This window comes from Micromonospora sp. NPDC049107 (assembly GCF_040648595.1).
Lineage (GTDB): Bacteria > Actinomycetota > Actinomycetes > Mycobacteriales > Micromonosporaceae > Micromonospora.
In genome coordinates, this window is the sequence record NZ_JBEZEC010000013.1 from 15,938 (window position 1) to 36,532 (window position 20,595).

The window sequence follows — 20,595 nt, forward strand, 5'->3', positions numbered from 1 at the left end:
CCGCCGTCAGCGCTGGTCGGCGGCGCGGTCGAGCCGGGCGGCGCTGCTCTGGTCGGTCTGCACGCTGGCGTCGACCGCGCTGACCACGTCGACGCCCAACTCGGTGAGCCGCTGACCGACGCCCGCCCAGGCGCGCAGCACGGTCTGCTCGATGCCGCGGTAGCTCCGCTCGAACGCCGCGCCGATGTCGTCGCGCCCCCACGGACGGGCGCCGCTGGCGGCCTCGATCTCGCCGCCCTCCGCCGCGCGACGGGCCGTCACCGCCTCGCCGGACAGGGCCAGGTCGGCGCCGCCACGCCGCGCACGGGACGCGTCCAGCCAGAGCTGCCCGTCGGTCATGCCGACCCCTCGCGGCGGCCGAGCACGGCGTCGGCGCGGCCGAGTAACGCGCCGAAGTCGCCGGTACGCAGGAAGTCCGCCGAGCCGGAGCCGGCTGGCATGGTCTCGGCGACCAGGGCCTGGGTGGCCTGGCTGGCGGCGGCCACGGCGGCCCGGATCGTCTCGGTGATCTTTCGGCTCAGCGCCTCGGCGTCCCGGGCCCGGTAGGCGGCCGGCGCCAGGACGACCTCGATGACCTGGCCCTGCGCGTCGACCGTCGCCGTGACGTGCCCATCGGCGCAGCGGCGGGTCACCCGTAGCTCGGCGAGCCGTGCCGTCAGAGTGTCCAAACCGGACCTGAGCTGCTGGTACTGGCCGTACACGTCGTCGAATCGGGCTCGTAGCTCGCGATTGGCGTCCCGGTCCGCGCGTTCGCTCACCGCCACTCCTCCCGTCACCGTCGGTATCCAGGACCATACCGGCCGCCATCGATCCGCGTAGTCCGGTAGTTTCGGTGTGTGATCGACCGTCAGCAGGCTGAGCAGCTCGCGTCCGCCTGGGCTCGGCGCGACTCACAGCGCCTCGGCCACGAGTGCACCCCGCTGGTCGACGAGTTCGACCTGGGCTTCGTCGTCACCTCGATCGTGTCGAGCGGAGTGCGGGCGATCCCCGGCGACCTGCCGACGACGGTCATCGACAAACGCACCGGAAAGGTCACCACCTGGCCCCGGGTGCCGAGCGCCGTCGTGGCGGACCTGTACCGGCGTAGTCAGCCCAGCGGGCCGACCGCGCCGCGCACGATCGACGCGTCGAGCCTGCTGATCCGGGAGATCCACCGGGGTCCGACGCCGAACACGGTGGCGCACCTGACCCTCGACGGTCGCATCTGGACGGCCCAGGGCACGAGAGGCCCCGCGACCCTGAACCACCATCCGCTCGTGCGCGCCTACCTGGACGAGAGGCAGCCGGGCGAGCTGGTACGCGGCGTCGAATGTCACGCCGAGCTGATCGTGGTCTCCGACGTGCTGCACGAGTACGACCACCGACGGGCCGCCGAGGGTATCGAGCCGATGGGTCGGGCCGAGGCGGCGGCCCTGCTGGACGCCGCCCGCTTCGAGATCTTCCGGATCCGTGAGCCGGGTGACCCGGCCGGCGGCGTCGCCGAGCTGCCCTGCGACTCGTGCATCACGTTCCTGGTGCGCGCCAACGTCCTGCCGGAGGCGGCGCGGGCCTACACCGAGACGTGGCGGGCACCGGCCGCGCCCGACCCCAACCCGGGGCGCTTTCCGCCCGAGGTGACGAACGCGCTGGTGGCGGCGGGATGGCGTCCGCACATCGGCGACCAGATCATGGCGGCGGCCGGGGTACGGGACGTCACCGCCGTGCCCGGGAGGACGCACCGGCACGAGGCCTTCCCCGCCGCCGTGGAGGCGTTGACGGCGTTCCCGAGCCTGGTAGGCGCCCGGCGCGGCCCGGGCGAGCAGGTGTGGATCTCCCGCTTCGACATCCGTCCACACCTGATCGCGCACACCGCCGACACGCTCGCCGACTTCGGCGCGGTCCTCGGCGTCCGGCTCTTTCCGATCGGCACCGAGCAGCAGGACAGCATCCTCGCCGTCGACGAGCGGGGCCGGGTCTTCGCCCTCGACCAGGCCGGCGACTGGTTCCTCGGCGATAGCGTCGACGCGGCGCTCACCACGTTGCTGCTCGGCCGCGCCCCCGCCCGGGTTCGCGACGACGGCACCTGGTCCTAGAGCGCCAGCCCGGTCAGCACCATCACACGCGGTTCGGTGTAGTCGTCCATCGCGCTGCGCAGCCCTTCCCGGCCGACGCCGCTGCCCTTCACCCCGCCGTACGGCATCTGGTCCGCCCGGTACGACGGCACGTCGCCGACGATCACGCCGCCCACCTCCAGGACTCGCGCGGCGGCGAAGGCCACGTCCAGCCGCCGGGTGAACACGCCCGCCTGCAACCCGTACGCCGAATCGTTGACCGCGGCGAACGCGGCCTGGTCGTCGGCGACCGGGGTGACCACCAGCACCGGCCCGAACACCTCCTCGGCGACGACCTTGGCGTCCGCCGGCACGCCGGTGAGGACCGTCGGGGGGTACGTAGCACCGTTGCGGACGCCGCCCACCTCGACCGTGGCGCCGGCCGCGACCGCCTCGGACACCCACGTCTCGACCCGGCGGGCCGCGTCCTCGGACACCATCGGTCCGACGTCGGTCAGCTCCGACGTGGGGTCGCCGGTGCGCAGCGCGCGTACCGCCGCCACCAGCCGGGGCAGGAAGCCGGCGTGCAGCGCGTGGTGCACGTACACCCGTTGCACGGCGATGCACGACTGGCCGGCCTGGTAGTTGGCGAACGTGGCGATGCGCTGCGCGGCGAAGTCCAGGTCCTCGTCGGCGGTCCAGTCCGCGCAGAGCACCGCCGCCGCGTTGCCGCCCAGTTCCAGCGTCACGTGCTTCTCCGGTATTTGCCGCCGGATCGCCGCGCCGACCGGCCCCGACCCGGTGAACGACACGACCGGCAGCCGGGGGTCGGCGACCAGTTCGGCGGCGCGGTCGTTGGGCAGCGGCAGCACCGAGAACATGCCGGCCGGGAGGTCCGTCTCGGCCAGCAGTTCGCCGAGCAGCAGCGCGGACAGCGGCGTCGCCGGGGCCGGCTTGACGATGATCGGCGCGCCGACCGCGATGGCCGGGGCGACCTTGTGCGCGACCAGGTTGAGCGGGAAGTTGAACGGCGCGATGCCGAGCACCGGCCCTCGGGGCGCCCGTCGGACCAGGGCGATCCGGCCGGTGGCGGCCGGATCGGTGTCGAGTCGTTGCAGCTCACCGGAGAAGCGCCGGGCCTCCTCGGCGGCCCACCGGAAGGTGGACACCGCCCGTCCGACCTCGGCGCGCGCCCACTTCACGGGCTTGCCGTTCTCGGCGGTGATGAGCGCCGCGACCTCGTCGGCACGCTCGGCGAGCCGCCGGGACACGTGGTCCAGGGCCGCCGCGCGGGCGTGCGCGGGCAGGGCCGCGGCCTGCGCGGCCACCCCGGCCGCTGCCGCGACAGCGGCCTCGACCTGGTCACTGGTGGCAAAGGTGGTACGCCCCACCGCGCGACCGTCGTACGGGTGGTGGACGGTCAACTCGCCCGTGCCGGAGGCGGGACGGGAGGCGACGAAGAAGGGTGCGGGCTCCACGCCGTGCAGCGTAGACGAGTCAGCAGTCGACGGAAACAGTCGCCGCAGCCCTTGTCTGCTGCGGATTCAGTAGCGAAGATGGCAGGAAGATTGCGATAACCGCCGCAGACCTCACCCCCGGCCCCCTCGGAGTGATCCCGTCATGAGTGACCAGCAGCAGCTGCGCAACTTCGTCAACGGCTCCTACGTCGACCCGGCCGACGGCGGCTACGCCGATCTGGTCGACCCCTGCACCGGGGAGGTGTTCGCGCAGGCGCCGGTCTCCGGCCCCGCCGACGTCGACGCGGCGATGAACGCCGCCGCCACCGCCTTCGAGAGCTGGCGGGAGGTCACCCCCGCCGAGCGGCAGCGGGCACTGCTCAAGCTCGCCGACGCCGTGGAGGCACGGGCCGCCGAGCTGGTCGACGCCGAGGTACGCAACACCGGCAAGCCCCGCCAACTGACCGCCGAGGAGGAGTTGCCCCCGGCGGTGGACGAGTTCCGGTTCTTCGCCGGGGCCGCCCGGATGTTGGAGGGGCGCTCGGCCGGGGAGTACCTGGCCGGGCACACCTCGTACGTGCGGCGTGAGCCGATCGGGGTCTGCGCCCAGGTGACCCCCTGGAACTACCCGCTGATGATGGCGATCTGGAAGATCGCCCCGGCGCTCGCCGCCGGCAACACGGTCGTGCTGAAGCCGTCGGACACCACTCCGGTGTCGACGCTGCTACTCGCCGAGATCGCCGCCGAGTTCTTCCCGCCGGGGGTGTTCAACGTGGTCTGCGGCGACCGCGACACCGGACGTACCCTCGTGTCGCATCCGACCCCGCAGCTCGTGTCGATCACCGGCTCGACCCGCGCGGGCATGGAGGTGGCCGCCGCGGCGGCCCCGGACCTGAAGCGCACCCACCTGGAGCTGGGCGGCAAGGCCCCGGTGGTGATCTTCGACGACGCGGACGTGGCGGCGGCGGCCGAGGCCATCGCCGTCGGCGGCTACTTCAACGCCGGGCAGGACTGCACGGCGGCGACCCGGGTACTGGCCGGTCCCGGCGTCCACGACGACTTCGTGGCGGCGCTCACCGAGCAGGCCCGCGCCACGAAGACCGGCGCGCCGGACGACGCCGACGTGCTCTACGGCCCGCTGAACAACGCCAACCAGCTCGCCCGGGTCAGCGGTTTCGTCGACCGGTTGCCCGACCACGCGGCGATCCAGACCGGCGGCTCCCGGCAGGGCGAGCGCGGCTACTTCTACACGCCCACCGTCGTGTCCGGGCTGCGGCAGGCCGACGAGATCATCCAGGACGAGGTGTTCGGTCCGGTCATCACCGTGCAGCGCTTCTCCGACGAGGACGAGGCGGTGCGCTGGGCCAACGGCGTCGACTACGGCCTGTCGGCGTCGGTCTGGACCCGCGACCACGGCCGGGCGATGCGGATGACGCGACGGCTCGACTTCGGCTGCGTCTGGGTCAACACGCACATCCCGTTCGTCTCCGAGATGCCGCACGGCGGCTTCAAGCACTCCGGGCACGGCAAGGACCTGTCGGTCTACAGCCTGGAGGACTACACCCGGATCAAGCACGTCATGCACAACATCGAGGGCTGACCCTTGCCGTCCTCGGAAGAACTGCACAAGCGCCGCAGTGGTGCCGTCGCCCGTGGCGTGGGCAGCGTCATCAGCTCCTATGTGGACGCCGCGTCGGGCGGCACGCTCACCGACGTCGACGGACGGGAGTGGATCGGCTTCGCCGCCGGCATCGCCGTCACCAGCGTCGGCAACTCCGCGCCGAGGGTGGTCGAGGCCGTCCGCGCCCAGGTCGAACGGTTCACCCACACCTGCTTCATGGTCGCGCCCTACGAGTCGTACGTGACGGTGTGTGAACAGCTCAACGCGTTGACGCCGGGCGCATTCGAGAAGCGCTCGGCGCTGTTCAACTCCGGTGCCGAGGCGGTGGAGAACGCCGTCAAGATCGCGCGGCACGCCACCGGACGACCGGCGGTGGTGGTGTTCGACCACGCGTACCACGGCCGGACCAACCTGACCATGGCGTTGACCGCGAAGAACATGCCGTACAAGCACCGGTTCGGGCCGTTCGCCGGGGAGATCTACCGGGTGCCGATGTCGTACCCGCTGCGCGACGGCGGGCTCACCGGCGCGGAGGCGGCGGCGCGGGCCATCGAGGTGGTCGAGAAGCAGGTGGGTGCCGAGAACGTCGCCGCGCTGCTCATCGAGCCGATCCAGGGTGAGGGCGGTTTCGTCGTACCCGCGCCGGGTTTCCTGCCGGCGCTGCGGGAGTGGGCGACGGCGGCCGGGGTGGTCTTCGTCGCCGACGAGATCCAGACCGGCTTCTGCCGGACCGGCGACTGGTTCGCCTGCCAGCACGAGGGCGTCGAACCCGACCTGGTCACCCTCGCCAAGGGCATCGCCGGCGGGCTGCCCCTCGCGGCGGTCACCGGTCGGGCGGAGCTGATGGACGCGGTGCACGTCGGCGGGCTCGGCGGCACGTACGGCGGCAACCCGATCGCCTGCGCCGCCGCGCTGGCCACCATCGAGACCATGCACGAACTGGACCTGGCCGGTGCGGCCCGCCGGATCGAATCCGTGCTGGCACCCCGCCTCCGGGCCATCGCCGAGCGGGATCCCCGGATCGCCGAGGTACGCGGCCGGGGCGCGATGCTCGCCGTCGAACTGGTCCAGCCCGGGTCGCTCGTCCCCGACCCGAGCGCCACGGCCGCCATCTCGGCGGCCTGCCACGCCGCCGGCCTGCTCACCCTGACCTGCGGCACGTACGGCAACGTGCTGCGCTTTCTACCGCCGCTGGTCATCTCCGACACGCAGCTCACCCGGGGCGCCGACATCCTCGACGCGGCGTTCGCCTGACGTGGGTGCAGGGGCCCGCGTCGGGCCCCTGCACCTTCCGTCAGCGCAGCACCTCGACCGTGTTGTTGCGCACGAGGTTCTTGCCCGGCTCGCGGATCTGGTCCATCGCGGCGGTGTTGAGCAGCACACAGCTCCCGGACGGGCCGGTCACCGTCACCGTGGTCGCCCGGTTGTTGTCCAGATTCGTCACCCGCAGCCGCGTGCCGACGGGGAACTTCCCGCTGGTCGCCGCCGGCGCGGCGTTCTCGGCGAAGAAGGTGATCGCGCCGGAGCAGGCCGAGCCGGGCACCGGGCGCGGCGCGGCGGGCGAGGCGGCACCGGGGCGTACGCCACCGGGGGCGGGCTGGGCTGCCACGCCGTCCAGCCGCTCCACCACGTTGCGGCGGATCACGTTCTTGCCCGGCTCCCGCACCAACTCCATGGCGGCGGCGTTGAGCAGCACACAACTCCCCGACGGGCCGGTCACCGTCACCGTGGCCGCGCGGTTGTTGTCCAGATTGGTCACCCGCAGCCGCGTACCCACCGGGAACCGGTCGCTGGTCGCCGCCGGCGCACCGGCCTCCGCGGAGAACGTCACCGAGCCGGAGCAGACGGACGACCGTGCCGGGGCGGTGTCGGCGAACCCGAACCCGGTCCCCACCGCCACCCCTGCGGCGGCAACCACCGCCACGGTAGCCGCCAGCACATGCTTCCGCTGCACCCTCATCGCCGAAACTCCCGCCCTAGCCAATGTCCGTCAGCCCCTGATACGGAAACCACCCCCCAACCGTTCACCCGCGCCCCCCGCGCCTCACCCCAGACCCCGTCGATCATGGAGTCATGGTGGGCGTTACACGCTGGTTTGCACTTCTTCAGGAGCACCACAACTTCATGATCGACGGGGCCTGGGGTCTGGGGTCTGGGGTCTGGGGCCTGGGGTCAGGGGCCTGGGGGGCGGGGACGCTAGGGGTGGAGGAGGGGGGCCAGGGTTTGGATGATGTGGGCGGGGCGACGGTAGAGGTCAAGATCGGTGAAATAGCGCATTTGCCACCCGTTGTCGGCGAGCCAGTTCATTCGAGAGCGATCGCCCTGGAGGCGGGCGCGGTCCAGATGGGACACGCCGTCGTACTCAACACCGACCCGGTGTTGCCGGTAGCCAAGGTCCAGGCGGTAGAGCGGTATCCCGTTGTTGTCCGACACCCACAGCTGAGGCTCCGGCGGTGGCAGGCCGCCGTCGATCAACACAAGGCGAAGCTGACTTTCCTGTCGGCACTCCGCCCGGGGATCGGCGTGGCTGACGAGTTCGCGCGCCTGACAGATCCCCCGCAGGCGCTCGTGCCGAGCGACTTCGACCAGGAGTTCGTCAGGTTGGCAAGCGCCGACCCGAAGACACAGGTCCAGCAGTGGCATCGCGTCCATTCGGCGCACCGATCGCGCCAGATCCACGGCACATCGAGCAGCGGGTGCACAGGGCACACCATCCAGAAGCACCGGATCACCTACGGGCAACACCGACTCGTGGGCCACGACTCCCCGAATGTGTGGCACGCGCTCCCCCGCTGGAACGATGACGTGCACGTCGGGGCTGCGGAGGTCGCCGAAACCGTGTAGTTGTGCGCCGGTGTGATATCCGACCACAGCAGTGTCCGGCAAACGCCGGAAGATCGCCGGCAGGTGCCCACTGCGGTAGGCCGATGGCGCGTAGATACTCCGCGACAGCCGGTGCAGCTGGGATAGCCCAACGATCCTGCGCACCTGCTCGCGACTGAGGCCGGCGCTGAGTAGCTCCGAGTATCGATAAAGACGCTCCGCCATACCGCGGAATCTGCGTCACCGAGCCCCGAACCCTCCACCCCACCCCAGCCCCCTGTGGATAAAGTCCAGCCCTGTGCAAAACCCCCAAAAAAGCGTCAAACGTGCTATGCCCTGACTCGCCAACGGGGCCGATCATGGAGTTGTGGTGCCGCCAGGAAGCCTCGAATCGGCTTCTTCTGCCCACCACAACTCCATGATCGACGCGACTGGGCGGGGCGCGACTGGGCGGGGCGCGACTGGGCGGGGCGCGACTGGGCGGGGCGCGACTGGGCGGGGCGGGGGTTAGTCGCAGCCGTAGCCGTCGTTGTCGCGGTCCAGGTCGTAGACGTCTTCGCCGATCACCTTGCCTACTCCGCTGACGTAGGCCGGGCCGTTGCCGCGCCGGCGCAGTCGACGTCGCTGGCGATCGGGACGCAGGGGCGCGGGGCGGGCAGCTCACGCTGCTGAGCGCTCCTGTATCCCCCATGGTGAGCCGTAGGCGGTGAGGAGGTCGAGGAACGGCACCGGGGGCAGCGCCTCCGGGCCGAGCACCCCCACGCCGGTCCACGCGCCAGTGGCGAGCAGTTCGAGCGCCACCACCGGGTTGACGGCGGTCTGCCAGACAACCGCCTGGTGGCCGTACTCGCTCATCGACCACTCGTTGTCGACCACGTGGTAGAGGTAGACCTCCCGGGGTTGGCCGTCCGGGCCCAGGCCACGGACCCAGGTGCCGGCGCAGGTCTTGCCGCGCATCCGCGCGCCGAGGGTGGCCGGGTCGGGCAGGCAGGCCGCCACCACGTCGCGCGGGGACACGTCGACCCCGCGTATCCGCACCGGGGAGACGCCGTCCAGGCCGAGCTTGTGCAGCGTCTTCAGGACGTCGATGAACTCCTCACCGAGCCCGTACTTGAAGGTGACCCGGCGGGCCTTCACCCAGCGCGGGATGAGCAGCACCTCCTCGTGCTCCACGTTGACGCACTCGACCGGCCCGATTCCCTCCGGGAAGTCGAAGACCTCGGGCTCGCTGAACGGCTCGGTGGTGTACCAGCCGCGGTCGGCCTCCCAGATCACCGGCGGGTTGAGGCATTCCTCGATCGTGGTCCAGATGGAGAACGAGGGAGCGAAGTCGTAGCCGTCGACGGTGAGGTTCGCGCCGTCCCGCACGCCGATTTCGTCGATCTCGCTGAACAGCTCGTCGGCGGCGTACCGGGCGAACACATCGGACAGTCCCGGTTCGACGCCGATGCCGGCGAGCGCCAACCTACCGGCCGCCGACCAGGCGTCGGCCTGCGCGAACTGTTCGTCGCCGAGCCGCACGCCCGTGTCGGCGTGCGAGAGCGACATCGCCATGTCCAGGTAGTCCGCGCCGGCCGCGAACGCGCCGTCGAAGATGGGCATGACGAAGCGCGGGTCGACGGCGTTGAGCACGTGGGTGATCCGGTGTTCCCGGCACAGCGCGGTGATCGCGTCGGCCGAGGAGGCGTCGACCTGGGCGGCGACGAAACGGCCGCCGTGCGCGGCCACCGCGCGGGCCGCGCGCTGCGGGTCGTGGTCGGCCACGACCATCGTCTCGAAGAAGGCCCGTCGAGCGGCGATGGCTACGGCGGCGGAGCCGACGCCACCGGCGCCGACGAGCAGGACACGCATCAGGAATCAAACCCCAAACCAAGACGATCGAGAGTACGGAGCCACAGGTCACGCCGGCCCCCACGCGCATCGGCACGGGCCATCGACCGGCGGGTGAGATTGATGCCGACCGCGCGGACGGGTTCCGGCGGGAACGGCAGGGGCTTGCGGCGGACGAGGTCGAGCCGGGTCAGCGGGGTGTTTCCGCCGGCCAGCAGGTCGAGGAGGACCCGGGCGGAGAAGCGGGTCGCGCCGACGCCGAGACCGGTGTACCCGGCCGCGTACGCCAGCCGACCGCCGAAGGCGGTGCCGTAGAACGGGCAGAACCGGGTGCAGGTGTCGATGACACCGCCCCAGCGGTGGCTGAAGCGCACGTCCGCGAGCTGCGGGAACGTGGTGAAGAAGTGCTGCGCGAGGGTGGTGAAGGTGGCTGGGCGCTGTTCCAGCTTCGGGGCGACCCGGTTGCCGTAGTGGTAGACGGCGTCGTAGCCGCCGAAGAGGATCCGCCCGTCGCGGGTGATCCGGTAGTAGTGGAACTGGTTGCCGGGGTCGGCGAGCCCCTGCCGGTTGCGCCAGCCGATCGCGTCGCGCTGCGCCGGGCTGAGCGGTTCGGTCATCAGCACGTGGTCGTAGACGGGCACCACGTACGCGCGCAGCCGGCGCAGCAGCGGCGGGAACGCGTTGGTGGCGAGCACGACCCGTCGGGCGCGGACCACGCCGGGGCGGCCCGGGGCGGCTACGGCAGAGCCGGCCAGGCCGGCGGGTGCGGCAGAGCGGGCCAGGCCGGCAGGTGCGGCAGAGCGGGCCAGGTCGGCGGGATCGCTGCCGAGGGTGTCCGCCCGTAACGCGACGCCGTCGGCGCGCAGCCCGGTGACCCGGGTGTGCTCGTGCACGCGTACGCCCAGGGCGAGGCAGGCGCGGCGCAGTCCCCAGGCCAGCTTCGCCGGGTCCACCATGGCGACCCGGTCGGCGTCAACCATCCCGCCCAGGTAGGTCGGCGAGTTTACCTCGGCGCGGACCTCGGCGGCGTCGAGCAACCGCACCCGGTGGCCGTACCGGCGGGCCAGCTCCGCGTCGGCGACCAGCCCGTCGAGCTGGTACGGCTCGACGGCGACGGCCAGCTCACCGGTGCGCTCGAAGTCGCAGTCGATGTCGAACTCGGCGACGGTGGCGGCGATCGCGTCCAGGTTCTCCCGGCCCAGGCGTTCCAGCTCGCCGACCTCGTCGGGGAACCGGTCGACGCCGTTGGCGAGACCATGGGTGAGCGAGGCGGCGCAGAACCCGCCGTTGCGCCCGGAGGCGGCCCACCCGCAGGTGCCCGCGTCGACGAGCAGCACGTCCCGCTCCGGGTCGGCGCGTTTGGCCTCCAGGGCGGCCCAGAGCCCGCCGTACCCGCCGCCGATGACGAGCAGGTCGGCGGTCTGCGCGCCGGTGAGCGGCGGCAGCGGGTCGGGGCGCTCCCTGCGGTCGAGCCAGTACGGCACGGGTGCCGCGTCGGCCAGCGCCCGCCCGGCGTGCGCGGGCGTCATGACGGCCGACCCCGTGCCCAGGACGAGCGGCTGTCGGCGGGACAGTCGCCCCGATCAGCGCGCCGGCCGGCGGTCATGACGGCCGCCGCGCCTGCGGTGTCGGAACGGCCAGCAGGTTGGCGCGGCGCTCCCGCCGCCCGCGCAGCGAGCTGAGCCCCACCAGCAGCAACGCGATCGCGAACATCGCGGTGCCGATGACGTTGACCTGCGGCGGGATGCCCCGCTGGGCGGCGCCCCAGACGTACATGGGGAACGTGACCGTCGTGCCGGCGTTGAAGTTGGTGATGATGAAGTCGTCGAAGCTCAACGAGAAGGCGAGCAGCGCGGCGGCCACGATGCCGGGCAGCACCAGCGGCAGGGTGATCCGCCGGAAGGTCTGCCACTCGTTGGCGTAGAGGTCCATGGCGGCCTCCTCCAGCCGCCGGTCCATCCCGGCGAGCCGCGCCTTCACGGTGACCACCACGAACGACACGCAGAACATGACGTGCGCGATGACGATGGTCCAGAAGCCCTGCGGCACCCCGGCCGAGACGAACAGGGCCAGCAGCGACGTGCCCATCACCAGCTCGGGCGTCGCCATCGGCAGGAAGATCAGCACGTTGACGCCGGCCCGACCCCGGAAGCGGTGCCGGACCAGCGCGAACGCCATCAGCGTGCCAAGTACGGTAGCCACGACCGTGGCGATGAAGCCGATCTGCACGCTGCGGACGACCGCGTCGCACATGTCCGAGGTGGCGCAGGGCTGCCGCCAGTTGTCGAGGGTGAACTCGTTGAAGTCGTACGACAGTCGGCTCGACGGGCGGTTGAACGACAGCCCGGCCACCACCAGGATCGGCAGCGACAGGTAGCCGAGCACCAGCAGCGCCACGATCATCACCCAGCGGTCCGCCAGCCAGCGCGAGATCCTCACAGCACCTCCTCCGTGCCAGCCCGCCGCAGGTAGCCGAAGACCACCGCGAGGATCGCCGCCATCAGCAGGAACGACAGCGCGGCGCCCTGCGGGTAGTCCAGCCGGACCAGGAACGCCGAGTCGATGACGTTGCCGACCATGTACTCGTTGGGGGTGCCGAGCAGTTCGGCGTTGATGTAGTCGCCGCTGGCCGGGATGAAGAACAGCAGCGTGCCGGCGACCAGGCCGGGCATCGACAGCGGCAGGGTCACCCGGCGGAATGCCTGCGCCGGGCTCGCGTACAGGTCGCCGGCCGCCTCCAGCAGCCGCCCGTCGAGCCGCTCCAGGCTCGCGTACAGCGGCAGCACGAGAAACGGCAGGAAGTTGTACGTCAGGCCGAGCACCACCGCGAACGGCGTGGCCAACAGTCGGCCGTCGGGGGCGAGCAGGTGCACGTCGCGCAGCAGCCCGACGAGCGCGCCGTTGTCCGACAGGATCGTCTTCCAGGCCAACGTACGGACCAGGAAGCTGGTGAACATCGGCGCGACGACGCACACCAGCAGCAGGTTCTTCCACCGGCCCGCCTTCTGCGCGATGGCGTACGCCAACGGGTAGCCCAGCAGCAGCGCCACCACCAGGGCCAGCCCGGCGTAGCCGAACGAGCGCAGAAGCTGCGGCCAGTACGCCTGCACCACGTCCGGGTAGTTGCCGAACGCCCAGGTCATCGCGTACCCGGTGGAGAGCGAGCCGCCGGGGTCGTACAGGCTCGCGGCGGCGAGCTGCAGCAGCGGCACACCGAAGAAGACGAGCAGCCAGGCCGCGCCGGGCAACAGCAGCAGGTACGGCAGGAGGCGGTACCGCCCGGACCGGGCTGCCGGTGCCGTGGGCGGCGGCTGACCCGCCTTGGTGGGCGCCAGGAGGGTCACGAGGACGCACCCACCGGCTCGTCGAGCACCGGCGATGTCCGGTCGGTGTCGGCGGCGTCGCGCGGCAGCAGGAACGCGTGGCGTGGATCCCAGTACGCCACGGCCTCGCCGCCGACCGGGACCTGGGTCGCGGCACCGCTGTTGGCGGCGAAGACCGACAACTCGGTGCCCCAGCCGGTGCGCAGCAGGTACTGCGTGCTGACGCCCACGTAGGAGGCGTCGGTGACCACACCGGTGACCAGTTGGTGTCCGTGGGGGACCTGGTCGGCGGAGCCGACCAGTTGTAGCTTCTCCGGGCGTACCCCCAGGTGGACCGGACCCCGGTCGGCGCGTGAGCGGCCGGCGGGCACGGTGAAGCGCGAACCGTGCGCCGTCACCGCGACCTCGCCGCCGCTGGTGCCGGCGGCCTCGCCGGCGAGGAGGTTGGACTGGCCGAGGAAGTTCGCCACGAACGCGGTGGCCGGGAACTCGTAGATGTCCGCCGGGGCGCCCTGCTGCTCGATGCGGCCGGCGTTCATCACCGCGACGGTGTCGGCCATGGTCATGGCCTCCTCCTGGTCGTGGGTGACGTGCACGAAGGTGATGCCCACCTCGGTCTGGATGCGCTTCAGCTCGATCTGCATCTGCCGGCGCAGCTTCAGGTCGAGCGCGCCCAGCGGCTCGTCGAGCAGCAGCACCTGCGGCTTGTTGATCAGCGCGCGGGCCAGCGCGACCCGCTGCTGCTGGCCGCCGGAGAGCTGGGCCGGGCGGCGCGGGCCGAAGCCGTCGAGCTGCACCAGCGACAGCATCCGCCGCACCTCGTCGTCGACCGAGCGGATGCCGCGTCGGCGCAGCCCGAAGGCCACGTTCTCGAAGATGGTGAGGTGCGGAAAGAGCGCGTAGCTCTGAAAGACCGTGTTGACCGGCCGCTTGTACGGCCGCAGCCGGGCGATGTCGGTGTCGCCGAGCAGCACCTGACCGCTGGTCGGCTCCTCCAGCCCGGCGATCATCCGAAGGGTGGTGGTCTTGCCGCAGCCGGACGCGCCGAGCAGCGCGAAGAACGAGCCCTGCGGAATCGTCAGGCTGAGGTCGTCGACGGCGGTGAAGATGCCGAACCGCTTGGTGAGGTCGGCCAGGCGCAGATCGCCGGCGGGTGTCTCGCGCGTCATCGGAGTCACGCCCCGATGACCTGTTGGAACTTGCCCTCGTACTCCTTCTCCTGCTTCTCGTCCAGGGCCATGAAGACCTTGGACTTCGCCAGCAGCGCGTCGTCCGGGAAGATCAGCGGGTTGGCGGCCAGATCCGGGTCGATCTTCTCCATCTCGGCCTGGGCGCCCTTGACCGGGCAGATGTAGTTGACGTACGCGGCGAGCTTCGCGGCGACGGCCGGCTCGTAGTAGTAGTTGATCAGCGCCTCGGCGTTGCCCCGGTGGGCGGCCTTGTTCGGCACCATCATGTTGTCGCTGTAGAGCATCACGCCGGAGTCGGGCGCGACGAACTGCACCTTTTCGTTCTCACTGGCGAGCTGGATGACGTCCCCGGACCAGCCGATACACGCGGCGATGTCGCCCTTGGCCAGGTCGGGCGCGTAGTCGTTGCCGGTGAACTTGCGGATCTGCCCGGAGTCGACGGCCTTCTTGAGCTTGTTGAGCGCGTCGTCGAACTGGGCCGCCGTGAAGTTGGACGGGTCGTGACCGTTGGAGCCGAGCAGCAGACCCATCGTGTCGCGCATCTCACTCAGCGCCGTCACCTTGCCCTTGAGGTCGGGGCGGGTCAGCAGCTCGTCGACGGTCCGCAGCTCCTTGGTGACGCTGCCGTTGTACGCCAGCCCGGCCAGGCCGGACTGCCACGGGATCGAGATCCGGTTCTCGGTGTCGAAGGGGCGCTTGAGCAGCGACGGCAGCAGGTTCGCCGCCACGTTCGGGATCTTCGCCGGGTCGAGCTTCTGGATCCAGCCGAGCCGGATCATCCGGGCCGCCATCCAGTCGGTCAGCACGATGATGTCGCGGTCGGTGCTCTGACAGGCGGCCAACTGGTTCTGCACCTTGCCGAAGAACTCGTTGTTGTCGTTGATGTCCTCGGTGTAGGTCACCTGGATGCCGGTCTTCGTGATGAACTCGTCCAGGCTCGGCCGCTTGGACTCGTCCTTCTCGTCGACGTCCATGTACTGCGGCCAGTTGGAGAAGGCGAGCTTCTTCTCCGTAGCGGACAGGTCCTCGCTGACGCAGCCGGCCTCGGTCTGCTGGGCGCCCTTGGTGCCACAGCCGGCGAGGCTGCCGCCCGCGGCGAGGAGAGCGGCCGAACCGAGGGTGCCGGTGAGCAGTCCACGCCGGGAGAGGGGCCGGAGGGGAGTACGCATGACGACTCCTAGGGGGTCATCGTCGGCGGCGGGACGGGGGAGGCACGCCGGCGGGAATGTCGGGAGGGTCGAGTGCCAGGGAGCACTGATCCTGACATGAGGAAACCTCCCTTACAAGGGATTCCGTTGCGGGATTAGCAGTTGACGACGAAATACGCCAGACTGCGCGGGGACACACGCGCGACATCACGATTCGGGACATGGGGAGCGCACGATGACGAACCGGCAGCACGAGAGCGGCGGCGGCGGTCGCCGTGTCGCTGTGCGTGAAGGTGCCAACCACGCTCTGCTGGACGACGTGGCCAAGCAGATCATCGAGCAGCTTCAGGAGGACGGCCGCCGGCCGTACGCCACCATCGGCAAGGCGGTCGGCCTGTCCGAGGCGGCGGTCCGCCAGCGGGTACAGCGACTGCTCGACTCCGGCGTCATGCAGATCGTCGCCGTGACCGATCCCCTCCAGCTCGGCTTCCCCCGCCAGGCAATGATCGGGCTGCGTACCGACGGCGACCTGGAGGCGGTCGCCGACCGGCTCGCCGAACTGGACGAGGTCGACTACGTCGTCATCACCGCCGGGTCGTTCGACCTGCTCACCGAGGTCGTCTGCCGCAACGACGACCACCTGCTGGAGATCCTGCAACGGCTACGCGCGGTGCCCGGGGTGCTCTCCACCGAGGCGTTCGTCTACCTCAAGCTCCGCAAACAGACCTACACCTGGGGTACGGCCTGACGACTCTCGGTTGATCGACCCGGGTTGCAGGAAGTCGGGGTGTCCGCGCCGCTCTGATGGCCCCGGCTTCCGGGAACCCGAGTGCCCTGATCCGACCCCGCGCGTCGATGCGGAATCCGTTGCCCAGACTGCCGTCACTCGCTGATTCCGTCGCACTCGGGCATCTAGGCCACTGATAACACTTGCCGAAGGGCACCGGACTGTGCGATAACCGTGGACAGAGCGGCCGGCTTCACCCCTTGACCGGCCCGACGATCGATGGGGCTGACATGGCCGACGCCACCGACCACCTCTGGATGCACTTCACCCGGATGGCGAGCTACTCCGCCGGCGAGGTGCCGACCATCGTGCGCGGCGAGGGCGCGTACATCTGGGACGCGCAGGGTCGCCGCTACCTCGACGGGCTCGCCGGACTGTTCGTCGTCAACGCCGGTCACGGCCGCACCGAGCTGGCCGAGGCCGCCGCCAAGCAGGCCGGTGAGCTGGCGTACTTCCCGCTCTGGTCGTACGCCCATCCGACGGCCGTCGAGCTGGCCGAGAAGATCGCCTCGCTCACCCCGGGCGACCTGAACCGGGTCTTCTTCACCACCGGCGGCTCCGAGGCCGTCGAGGCGGCGTGGAAGCTGGCCAGGGCGTACTTCAAGCGCACCGGCCAGCCCAACAAGTACAAGGTTGTCAGCCGCTACATCGCCTACCACGGCACCTCGATGGGCGCGCTGTCGATCACCGGTCTGCCGGGCATCAAGAGCGACTTCGAGCCGCTGGTGCCGGGCGGGATCAAGGTGCCGAACACCAACTTCTACCGGGCCCCGGAGCACGGCGACGATCCCGAGGCGTTCGGCCGTTGGGCCGCCGACGAGATCGGCCGGGCCATCGAGCGCGAGGGGCCGGACACCGTCGCCGCCGTCTTCCTGGAGCCGGTGCAGAACTCCGGCGGCTGCTTCCCGCCCCCTCCCGGCTACTTCGAGCGGGTCCGGGAGATCTGCGATGCGTACGACGTGCTGCTCGTCTCCGACGAGGTGATCTGCTCGTGGGGTCGGCTCGGCGAGTACTTCGGGGCGGTCCGCTACGGCTACCAGCCGGACATCATCACCACCGCCAAGGGCATCACCTCCGGGTACGCCCCGCTGGGCGCGATGATCGCCAGCGACCGGCTCATGGAACCGTTCCTGACCGAGACCGGCATGTTCGCCCACGGGGTGACCTTCGGCGGGCACCCGGTGTCCTGCGCGGTGGCGCTGGCCAACCTCGAGGTGTTCGCCCGCGAGGACCTCGTCGGGCACGTACGCGCCAACGAGGACGCGTTCCGCGCCACCCTGGAGAAGCTGCACGACCTGCCGATCGTCGGCGACGTCCGAGGCGACGGCTACTTCTACGGCATCGAGCTGGTCAAGGACAAGACCACCCGGGAGACCTTCGACGAAGCCGAGTCGGAGCGGCTGCTGCGCGGCTTCCTGTCCACCGCGCTGTTCCAGGCAGGCCTCTACTGCCGGGCCGACGACCGGGGTGACCCGGTCATCCAGCTCGCCCCGCCGCTGATCGCCGAGCAGCGACACTTCGACGAGATCGAGCAGATCCTCCGGACGGTGCTGACCGAGGCGTGGACACGGCTCTGACCGTGCGCTACCAGGAGCTGTCGTACTGGCTGTCCAGCCTGGACGAGCCGCTGACGCCTCGGCCCCCGTTGCCCGGCGACGCGGACGCCGACGTGGTGATCGTGGGCGGCGGCTACACCGGGCTGTGGACGGCGTACCACCTGGCTCGGGCCGACCCGACGCTGCGGGTCGTCGTCCTGGAGAAGGAGATCGCGGGGTACGGGGCGTCCGGGCGCAACGGCGGCTGGTGCTCCGCGCTCCTGCCCACGTCGCTGACCGGGTTGGCCCGCCGGCACGGCCGCGACGCCGCGGTCGCCATGCAGCGGGAGCTGCATGACACCGTCCGCGCGGTGGGCCGGGTGGTCGCGGCCGAGGGCATCGACTGCGACTGGGCGGACGGCGGCACCGTCACGCTCGCCCGGACCGGTCCGCAGCTCGTCCGGGCCCGGGCCGCCGTGGACGAGGCCCGCGCGTTCGGCTTCGGCGACGACCACCTGACGCTCCTCGGCCCCGGCGAGGCCGCCGCCCGTTGCGCCGCTGAGGGGGTACGCGGTGGGACGTACACCCCGCACTGCGCGACCGTGCACCCGGCGAAGCTGGTGCGTGGTCTCGCGCGGGCGGTGGAACGCCTCGGGGTGAGGATCCACGAGCGGACCACGGTGACCGCGATCCGGGCCGGTGCGGCGGTCGCCGAGGCGGGCAGCGTGCGGGCGTCGGTGGTGGTCCGGGCCACCGAGGGGTACACGCCCATGCTGCCTGGCCTGCGTCGCACGGTGGCACCGGTGTACTCGCTGATGGTGGCCACCGAGCCGCTGCCGGAGCACGCCTGGGAACGGATCGGCCTGGCGGAGCGGGAAACGTTCTCCGACCACCGGCACGTGATCATCTACGGCCAGCGGACGGCCGACGGGCGGTTGGCCTTCGGCGGGCGCGGAGCGCCGTACCATTTCGGGTCCCGGATCTCTCCCGGCCACGACCGGGAGCCACGGGTCTTCGCGGCGCTGCGGCGGACCCTGGGCGAGCTGTTCCCGGTGCTCGGGCCGGACGTTCCGGTGGCGTACACCTGGGGTGGACCGCTCGGGGTGGCCCGGGACTGGACCGCCTCGGTCGGGTTCGACTGGGCCAACGGGCTGGCCTGGGCGGGGGGCTACGTCGGGGACGGCGTGGGTGCCAGCAACCTCGCCGGCCGCACCCTGGCCGACCTGATCCGCGGCGAGCGCACCGAGCTGACCAGCCTGCCCTGGGTAGGCCACCGCTCCCCGAACTGGGAACCGGAACCCCTGCGCTGGCTGGCGATGAACGCGGCCCTGCGCCTCATGACCAGCGCCGACGCCAAGGAAACCCGAACCGACCGCCCCTGCCGAAGCGCCAAAACCCTCGCCCGCCTCCTGGGCCAGTAACCGCTGCGGCTCAATGGTTGGGGGGGATTACCCGGAGGTGGCCTCGGCGGCCGGTCTGGTGGGGGTTTTCCGGGCGGGGCTGGTCGGGCTCCGGGGGGCGGGGCGCCGGGCGGGCCGCCTCCCGGACCGCCTCGGCCAGCGCGACCAGGTCGTCCGTGGTGGGCGGGGGCGGCTCGAACTCACCCTCGTGCCGGACCACGTCCCAGCCGCGCGGCGCGGTGAGGCTGCGGGCGTGCTGCTCACACAGGTCGTACGTGTGTGGCTCGGCGAACGCCGCCAACGGGCCGACCACGGCGGTGGACTCGTTGTAGACATAGGTCAATGTGGCGACCGCTTGCCGGGGGCAGCCGTTACGGGAGCAGCGCCGTGGTGACCTCACGTGCGGCAGGGTATCCCCATTACCGGGTCCGGCGCACCGGTTCGCGTTGCGACACGCCCGTCGCGGTGATCACAATTCGCGGTTCGGGTCGCGCCGCGCCACGCTGGCGGCGGTGCCGCTGGCCGACCCGGCACGGGGGCTACCCTTTGCCTCATGACGAGCCCGGAACACCGCCGCCCCGGCCCCGGCCGGCGTGCGCACCGCGACCGGCACGGGCGTGGCCTGCGCGGGCGCCTGGTGCCGGCGACGGTGCCGCTGGCGCGGACCAAGGCGGAGGTCTTCGACGACCTGGTGTTGGACACCGTCGAGACGTTGGAGCGACGCTTCGCCAAGGAGTTGGCCGGCGTCGAGTTCGCGGTCGAGGACGTCCCGCCGGACCTGAACGTCTACGACTCGGATGTGCTGGAGGACGGCGAGGTGCCGCTGGCCCGGCTGCTGCCGGGTCGCCCCGGCCGCCAGGAGGTGCCGCCCCGGATCGTGCTGTACCGCCGACCCCTGGAGTTCCGGGCGATGGACCGCGAAGATCTCGCCGACCTCGTCCATGACGTGATCATCGAGCAGGTGGCGAACCTGCTCGGGGTCGACCCCGACGAGCTGGCCTGAGCCGGGCGGCCCCCACCGCCTCGACTCCGCACCACCCCCGACGCCGTACCGATCAGGCGGCGCGCCGCTTCAACTTGCGCCGTTCCCGCTCCGAGAGCCCACCCCAGATACCGAACCGCTCGTCGTGGCCGAGAGCGTATTCGAGGCATTCGGTCTTGACCTCGCAGCGCGAGCAGATTCGCTTCGCCTCGCGGGTCGAGCCGCCCTTCTCGGGAAAGAACGCCTCGGGGTCGGTCTGCGAGCACAAGGCCCGCTCCTGCCACTCCGGCGCGTTTCCGAGCAGGTCGGCCACCTCAAGCTGGCCGTCCATCAAATGCCTCCTTGTCGCGCACCGGCGTCATCGCCGCTGCAACCCCCCACGCGAAAGGCGTGCGTGTCCGTCCGGTCCCGTTTTGTTGCGTTCCGTGCGAACAACCCCATTCAAATTACACGCGTGTAATGCGTGCGC

20 protein-coding genes are annotated in these 20,595 nt (G+C 71.2%); 7 read left to right on the top strand and 13 right to left on the bottom strand.

Annotated features, from left to right (window positions below):
• Nucleotides 1-6: 6 nt before the first annotated feature.
• Nucleotides 7-339, bottom strand: a complete 333-nt coding sequence (locus AB0B55_RS27860; protein ID WP_357129907.1) for a hypothetical protein — start codon at nucleotides 337-339, stop codon at nucleotides 7-9.
• The gene (locus tag AB0B55_RS27865) at nucleotides 336-758 is read right to left on the bottom strand and encodes a YbaB/EbfC family nucleoid-associated protein (protein WP_357174850.1); all 423 of its coding nucleotides are present in this window, start codon (nucleotides 756-758) and stop codon (nucleotides 336-338) included. The genes AB0B55_RS27860 and AB0B55_RS27865 overlap by 4 nt, the downstream gene beginning before the upstream one ends.
• 78 nt (nucleotides 759-836) lie before the next feature.
• Here AB0B55_RS27865 and AB0B55_RS27870 point away from each other — a divergent pair, with 78 nt between their 5' ends.
• Nucleotides 837-2,072, top strand: a complete 1,236-nt coding sequence (locus AB0B55_RS27870) for an SUKH-3 domain-containing protein (protein WP_357174853.1) — start codon at nucleotides 837-839, stop codon at nucleotides 2,070-2,072.
• Here the strand turns inward: AB0B55_RS27870 and AB0B55_RS27875 are convergent.
• Nucleotides 2,069-3,508 (bottom strand): aldehyde dehydrogenase family protein, encoded by a 1,440-nt coding sequence (locus AB0B55_RS27875; RefSeq protein WP_357174856.1) that lies wholly within the window; start codon nucleotides 3,506-3,508, stop codon nucleotides 2,069-2,071. The genes AB0B55_RS27870 and AB0B55_RS27875 overlap by 4 nt on opposite strands.
• A 142-nt stretch (nucleotides 3,509-3,650) precedes the next feature.
• Between AB0B55_RS27875 and AB0B55_RS27880 the strand changes: the two genes are divergently transcribed.
• Both AB0B55_RS27880 and gabT read left to right on the top strand, forming a co-directional pair.
• Complete coding sequence (locus AB0B55_RS27880) at nucleotides 3,651-5,087, top strand: gamma-aminobutyraldehyde dehydrogenase (protein ID WP_357129919.1); 1,437 nt, start codon at nucleotides 3,651-3,653, stop codon at nucleotides 5,085-5,087.
• A gap of 3 nt (nucleotides 5,088-5,090) precedes the next feature.
• Complete coding sequence (gabT, locus tag AB0B55_RS27885) at nucleotides 5,091-6,362, top strand: 4-aminobutyrate--2-oxoglutarate transaminase (RefSeq protein WP_357174858.1); 1,272 nt, start codon at nucleotides 5,091-5,093, stop codon at nucleotides 6,360-6,362.
• A gap of 40 nt (nucleotides 6,363-6,402) precedes the next feature.
• Here the strand turns inward: gabT and AB0B55_RS27890 are convergent, their stop codons facing one another.
• The 8 genes from AB0B55_RS27890 to AB0B55_RS27925 form a co-directional block, all read right to left on the bottom strand.
• Nucleotides 6,403-7,068, bottom strand: a complete 666-nt coding sequence (locus AB0B55_RS27890; protein ID WP_357129925.1) for a hypothetical protein — start codon at nucleotides 7,066-7,068, stop codon at nucleotides 6,403-6,405.
• Nucleotides 7,069-7,304: 236 nt separating this feature from the next.
• Nucleotides 7,305-8,156, bottom strand: a complete 852-nt coding sequence (locus AB0B55_RS27895; RefSeq protein WP_357174861.1) for a hypothetical protein — start codon at nucleotides 8,154-8,156, stop codon at nucleotides 7,305-7,307.
• Nucleotides 8,157-8,591: 435 nt separating this feature from the next.
• Nucleotides 8,592-9,782 carry a saccharopine dehydrogenase C-terminal domain-containing protein gene (locus tag AB0B55_RS27900; RefSeq protein WP_357174864.1) on the bottom strand — a complete coding sequence of 397 codons (1,191 nt, stop codon included), beginning with the start codon at nucleotides 9,780-9,782 and terminating at the stop codon, nucleotides 8,592-8,594.
• A complete protein-coding gene (locus AB0B55_RS27905) occupies nucleotides 9,782-11,290 on the bottom strand; it encodes an FAD-dependent oxidoreductase (RefSeq protein WP_357174867.1) in 1,509 nt (502 codons plus the stop codon). The genes AB0B55_RS27900 and AB0B55_RS27905 overlap by 1 nt, the downstream gene beginning before the upstream one ends.
• Nucleotides 11,291-11,363: 73 nt before the next feature.
• Nucleotides 11,364-12,200 carry an ABC transporter permease gene (locus AB0B55_RS27910; RefSeq protein WP_357129936.1) on the bottom strand — a complete coding sequence of 279 codons (837 nt, stop codon included), beginning with the start codon at nucleotides 12,198-12,200 and terminating at the stop codon, nucleotides 11,364-11,366.
• On the bottom strand, nucleotides 12,197-13,105 hold the full coding sequence (locus AB0B55_RS27915) for an ABC transporter permease (protein ID WP_357174871.1): 909 nt from the start codon (nucleotides 13,103-13,105) through the stop codon (nucleotides 12,197-12,199). The genes AB0B55_RS27910 and AB0B55_RS27915 overlap by 4 nt, the downstream gene beginning before the upstream one ends.
• On the bottom strand, nucleotides 13,102-14,253 hold the full coding sequence (locus AB0B55_RS27920) for an ABC transporter ATP-binding protein (RefSeq protein ID WP_357174875.1): 1,152 nt from the start codon (nucleotides 14,251-14,253) through the stop codon (nucleotides 13,102-13,104). The genes AB0B55_RS27915 and AB0B55_RS27920 overlap by 4 nt, the downstream gene beginning before the upstream one ends.
• Before the next feature lie 5 nt (nucleotides 14,254-14,258).
• Entirely contained in the window at nucleotides 14,259-15,443 is a 1,185-nt protein-coding gene (locus tag AB0B55_RS27925) for a spermidine/putrescine ABC transporter substrate-binding protein (protein WP_357129945.1), read from the bottom strand.
• A gap of 214 nt (nucleotides 15,444-15,657) precedes the next feature.
• Between AB0B55_RS27925 and AB0B55_RS27930 the strand changes: the two genes are divergently transcribed.
• The 3 genes from AB0B55_RS27930 to AB0B55_RS27940 all read left to right on the top strand — a co-directional run bounded on the left by AB0B55_RS27930 (nucleotide 15,658) and on the right by AB0B55_RS27940 (nucleotide 19,165).
• Entirely contained in the window at nucleotides 15,658-16,170 is a 513-nt protein-coding gene (locus AB0B55_RS27930; RefSeq protein WP_355053574.1) for an Lrp/AsnC family transcriptional regulator, read from the top strand.
• A gap of 269 nt (nucleotides 16,171-16,439) precedes the next feature.
• On the top strand, nucleotides 16,440-17,786 hold the full coding sequence (locus tag AB0B55_RS27935; RefSeq protein ID WP_357129950.1) for an aspartate aminotransferase family protein: 1,347 nt from the start codon (nucleotides 16,440-16,442) through the stop codon (nucleotides 17,784-17,786).
• Nucleotides 17,771-19,165 carry an FAD-dependent oxidoreductase gene (locus tag AB0B55_RS27940; protein ID WP_357174878.1) on the top strand — a complete coding sequence of 465 codons (1,395 nt, stop codon included), beginning with the start codon at nucleotides 17,771-17,773 and terminating at the stop codon, nucleotides 19,163-19,165. Before AB0B55_RS27935 ends, AB0B55_RS27940 begins: the two co-directional genes overlap by 16 nt.
• A 10-nt stretch (nucleotides 19,166-19,175) precedes the next feature.
• On the opposite strand, the gene AB0B55_RS27945 is transcribed toward AB0B55_RS27940, so the two are convergent.
• Complete coding sequence (locus AB0B55_RS27945; protein ID WP_355239687.1) at nucleotides 19,176-19,544, bottom strand: DUF3499 domain-containing protein; 369 nt, start codon at nucleotides 19,542-19,544, stop codon at nucleotides 19,176-19,178.
• 153 nt (nucleotides 19,545-19,697) lie between these two features.
• Between AB0B55_RS27945 and AB0B55_RS27950 the strand changes: the two genes are divergently transcribed.
• Nucleotides 19,698-20,147, top strand: a complete 450-nt coding sequence (locus AB0B55_RS27950) for a metallopeptidase family protein (RefSeq protein WP_007455785.1) — start codon at nucleotides 19,698-19,700, stop codon at nucleotides 20,145-20,147.
• A gap of 52 nt (nucleotides 20,148-20,199) precedes the next feature.
• Here the strand turns inward: AB0B55_RS27950 and AB0B55_RS27955 are convergent, their stop codons facing one another.
• On the bottom strand, nucleotides 20,200-20,457 hold the full coding sequence (locus AB0B55_RS27955; RefSeq protein ID WP_007455784.1) for a WhiB family transcriptional regulator: 258 nt from the start codon (nucleotides 20,455-20,457) through the stop codon (nucleotides 20,200-20,202).
• Nucleotides 20,458-20,595: the final 138 nt, after the last annotated feature.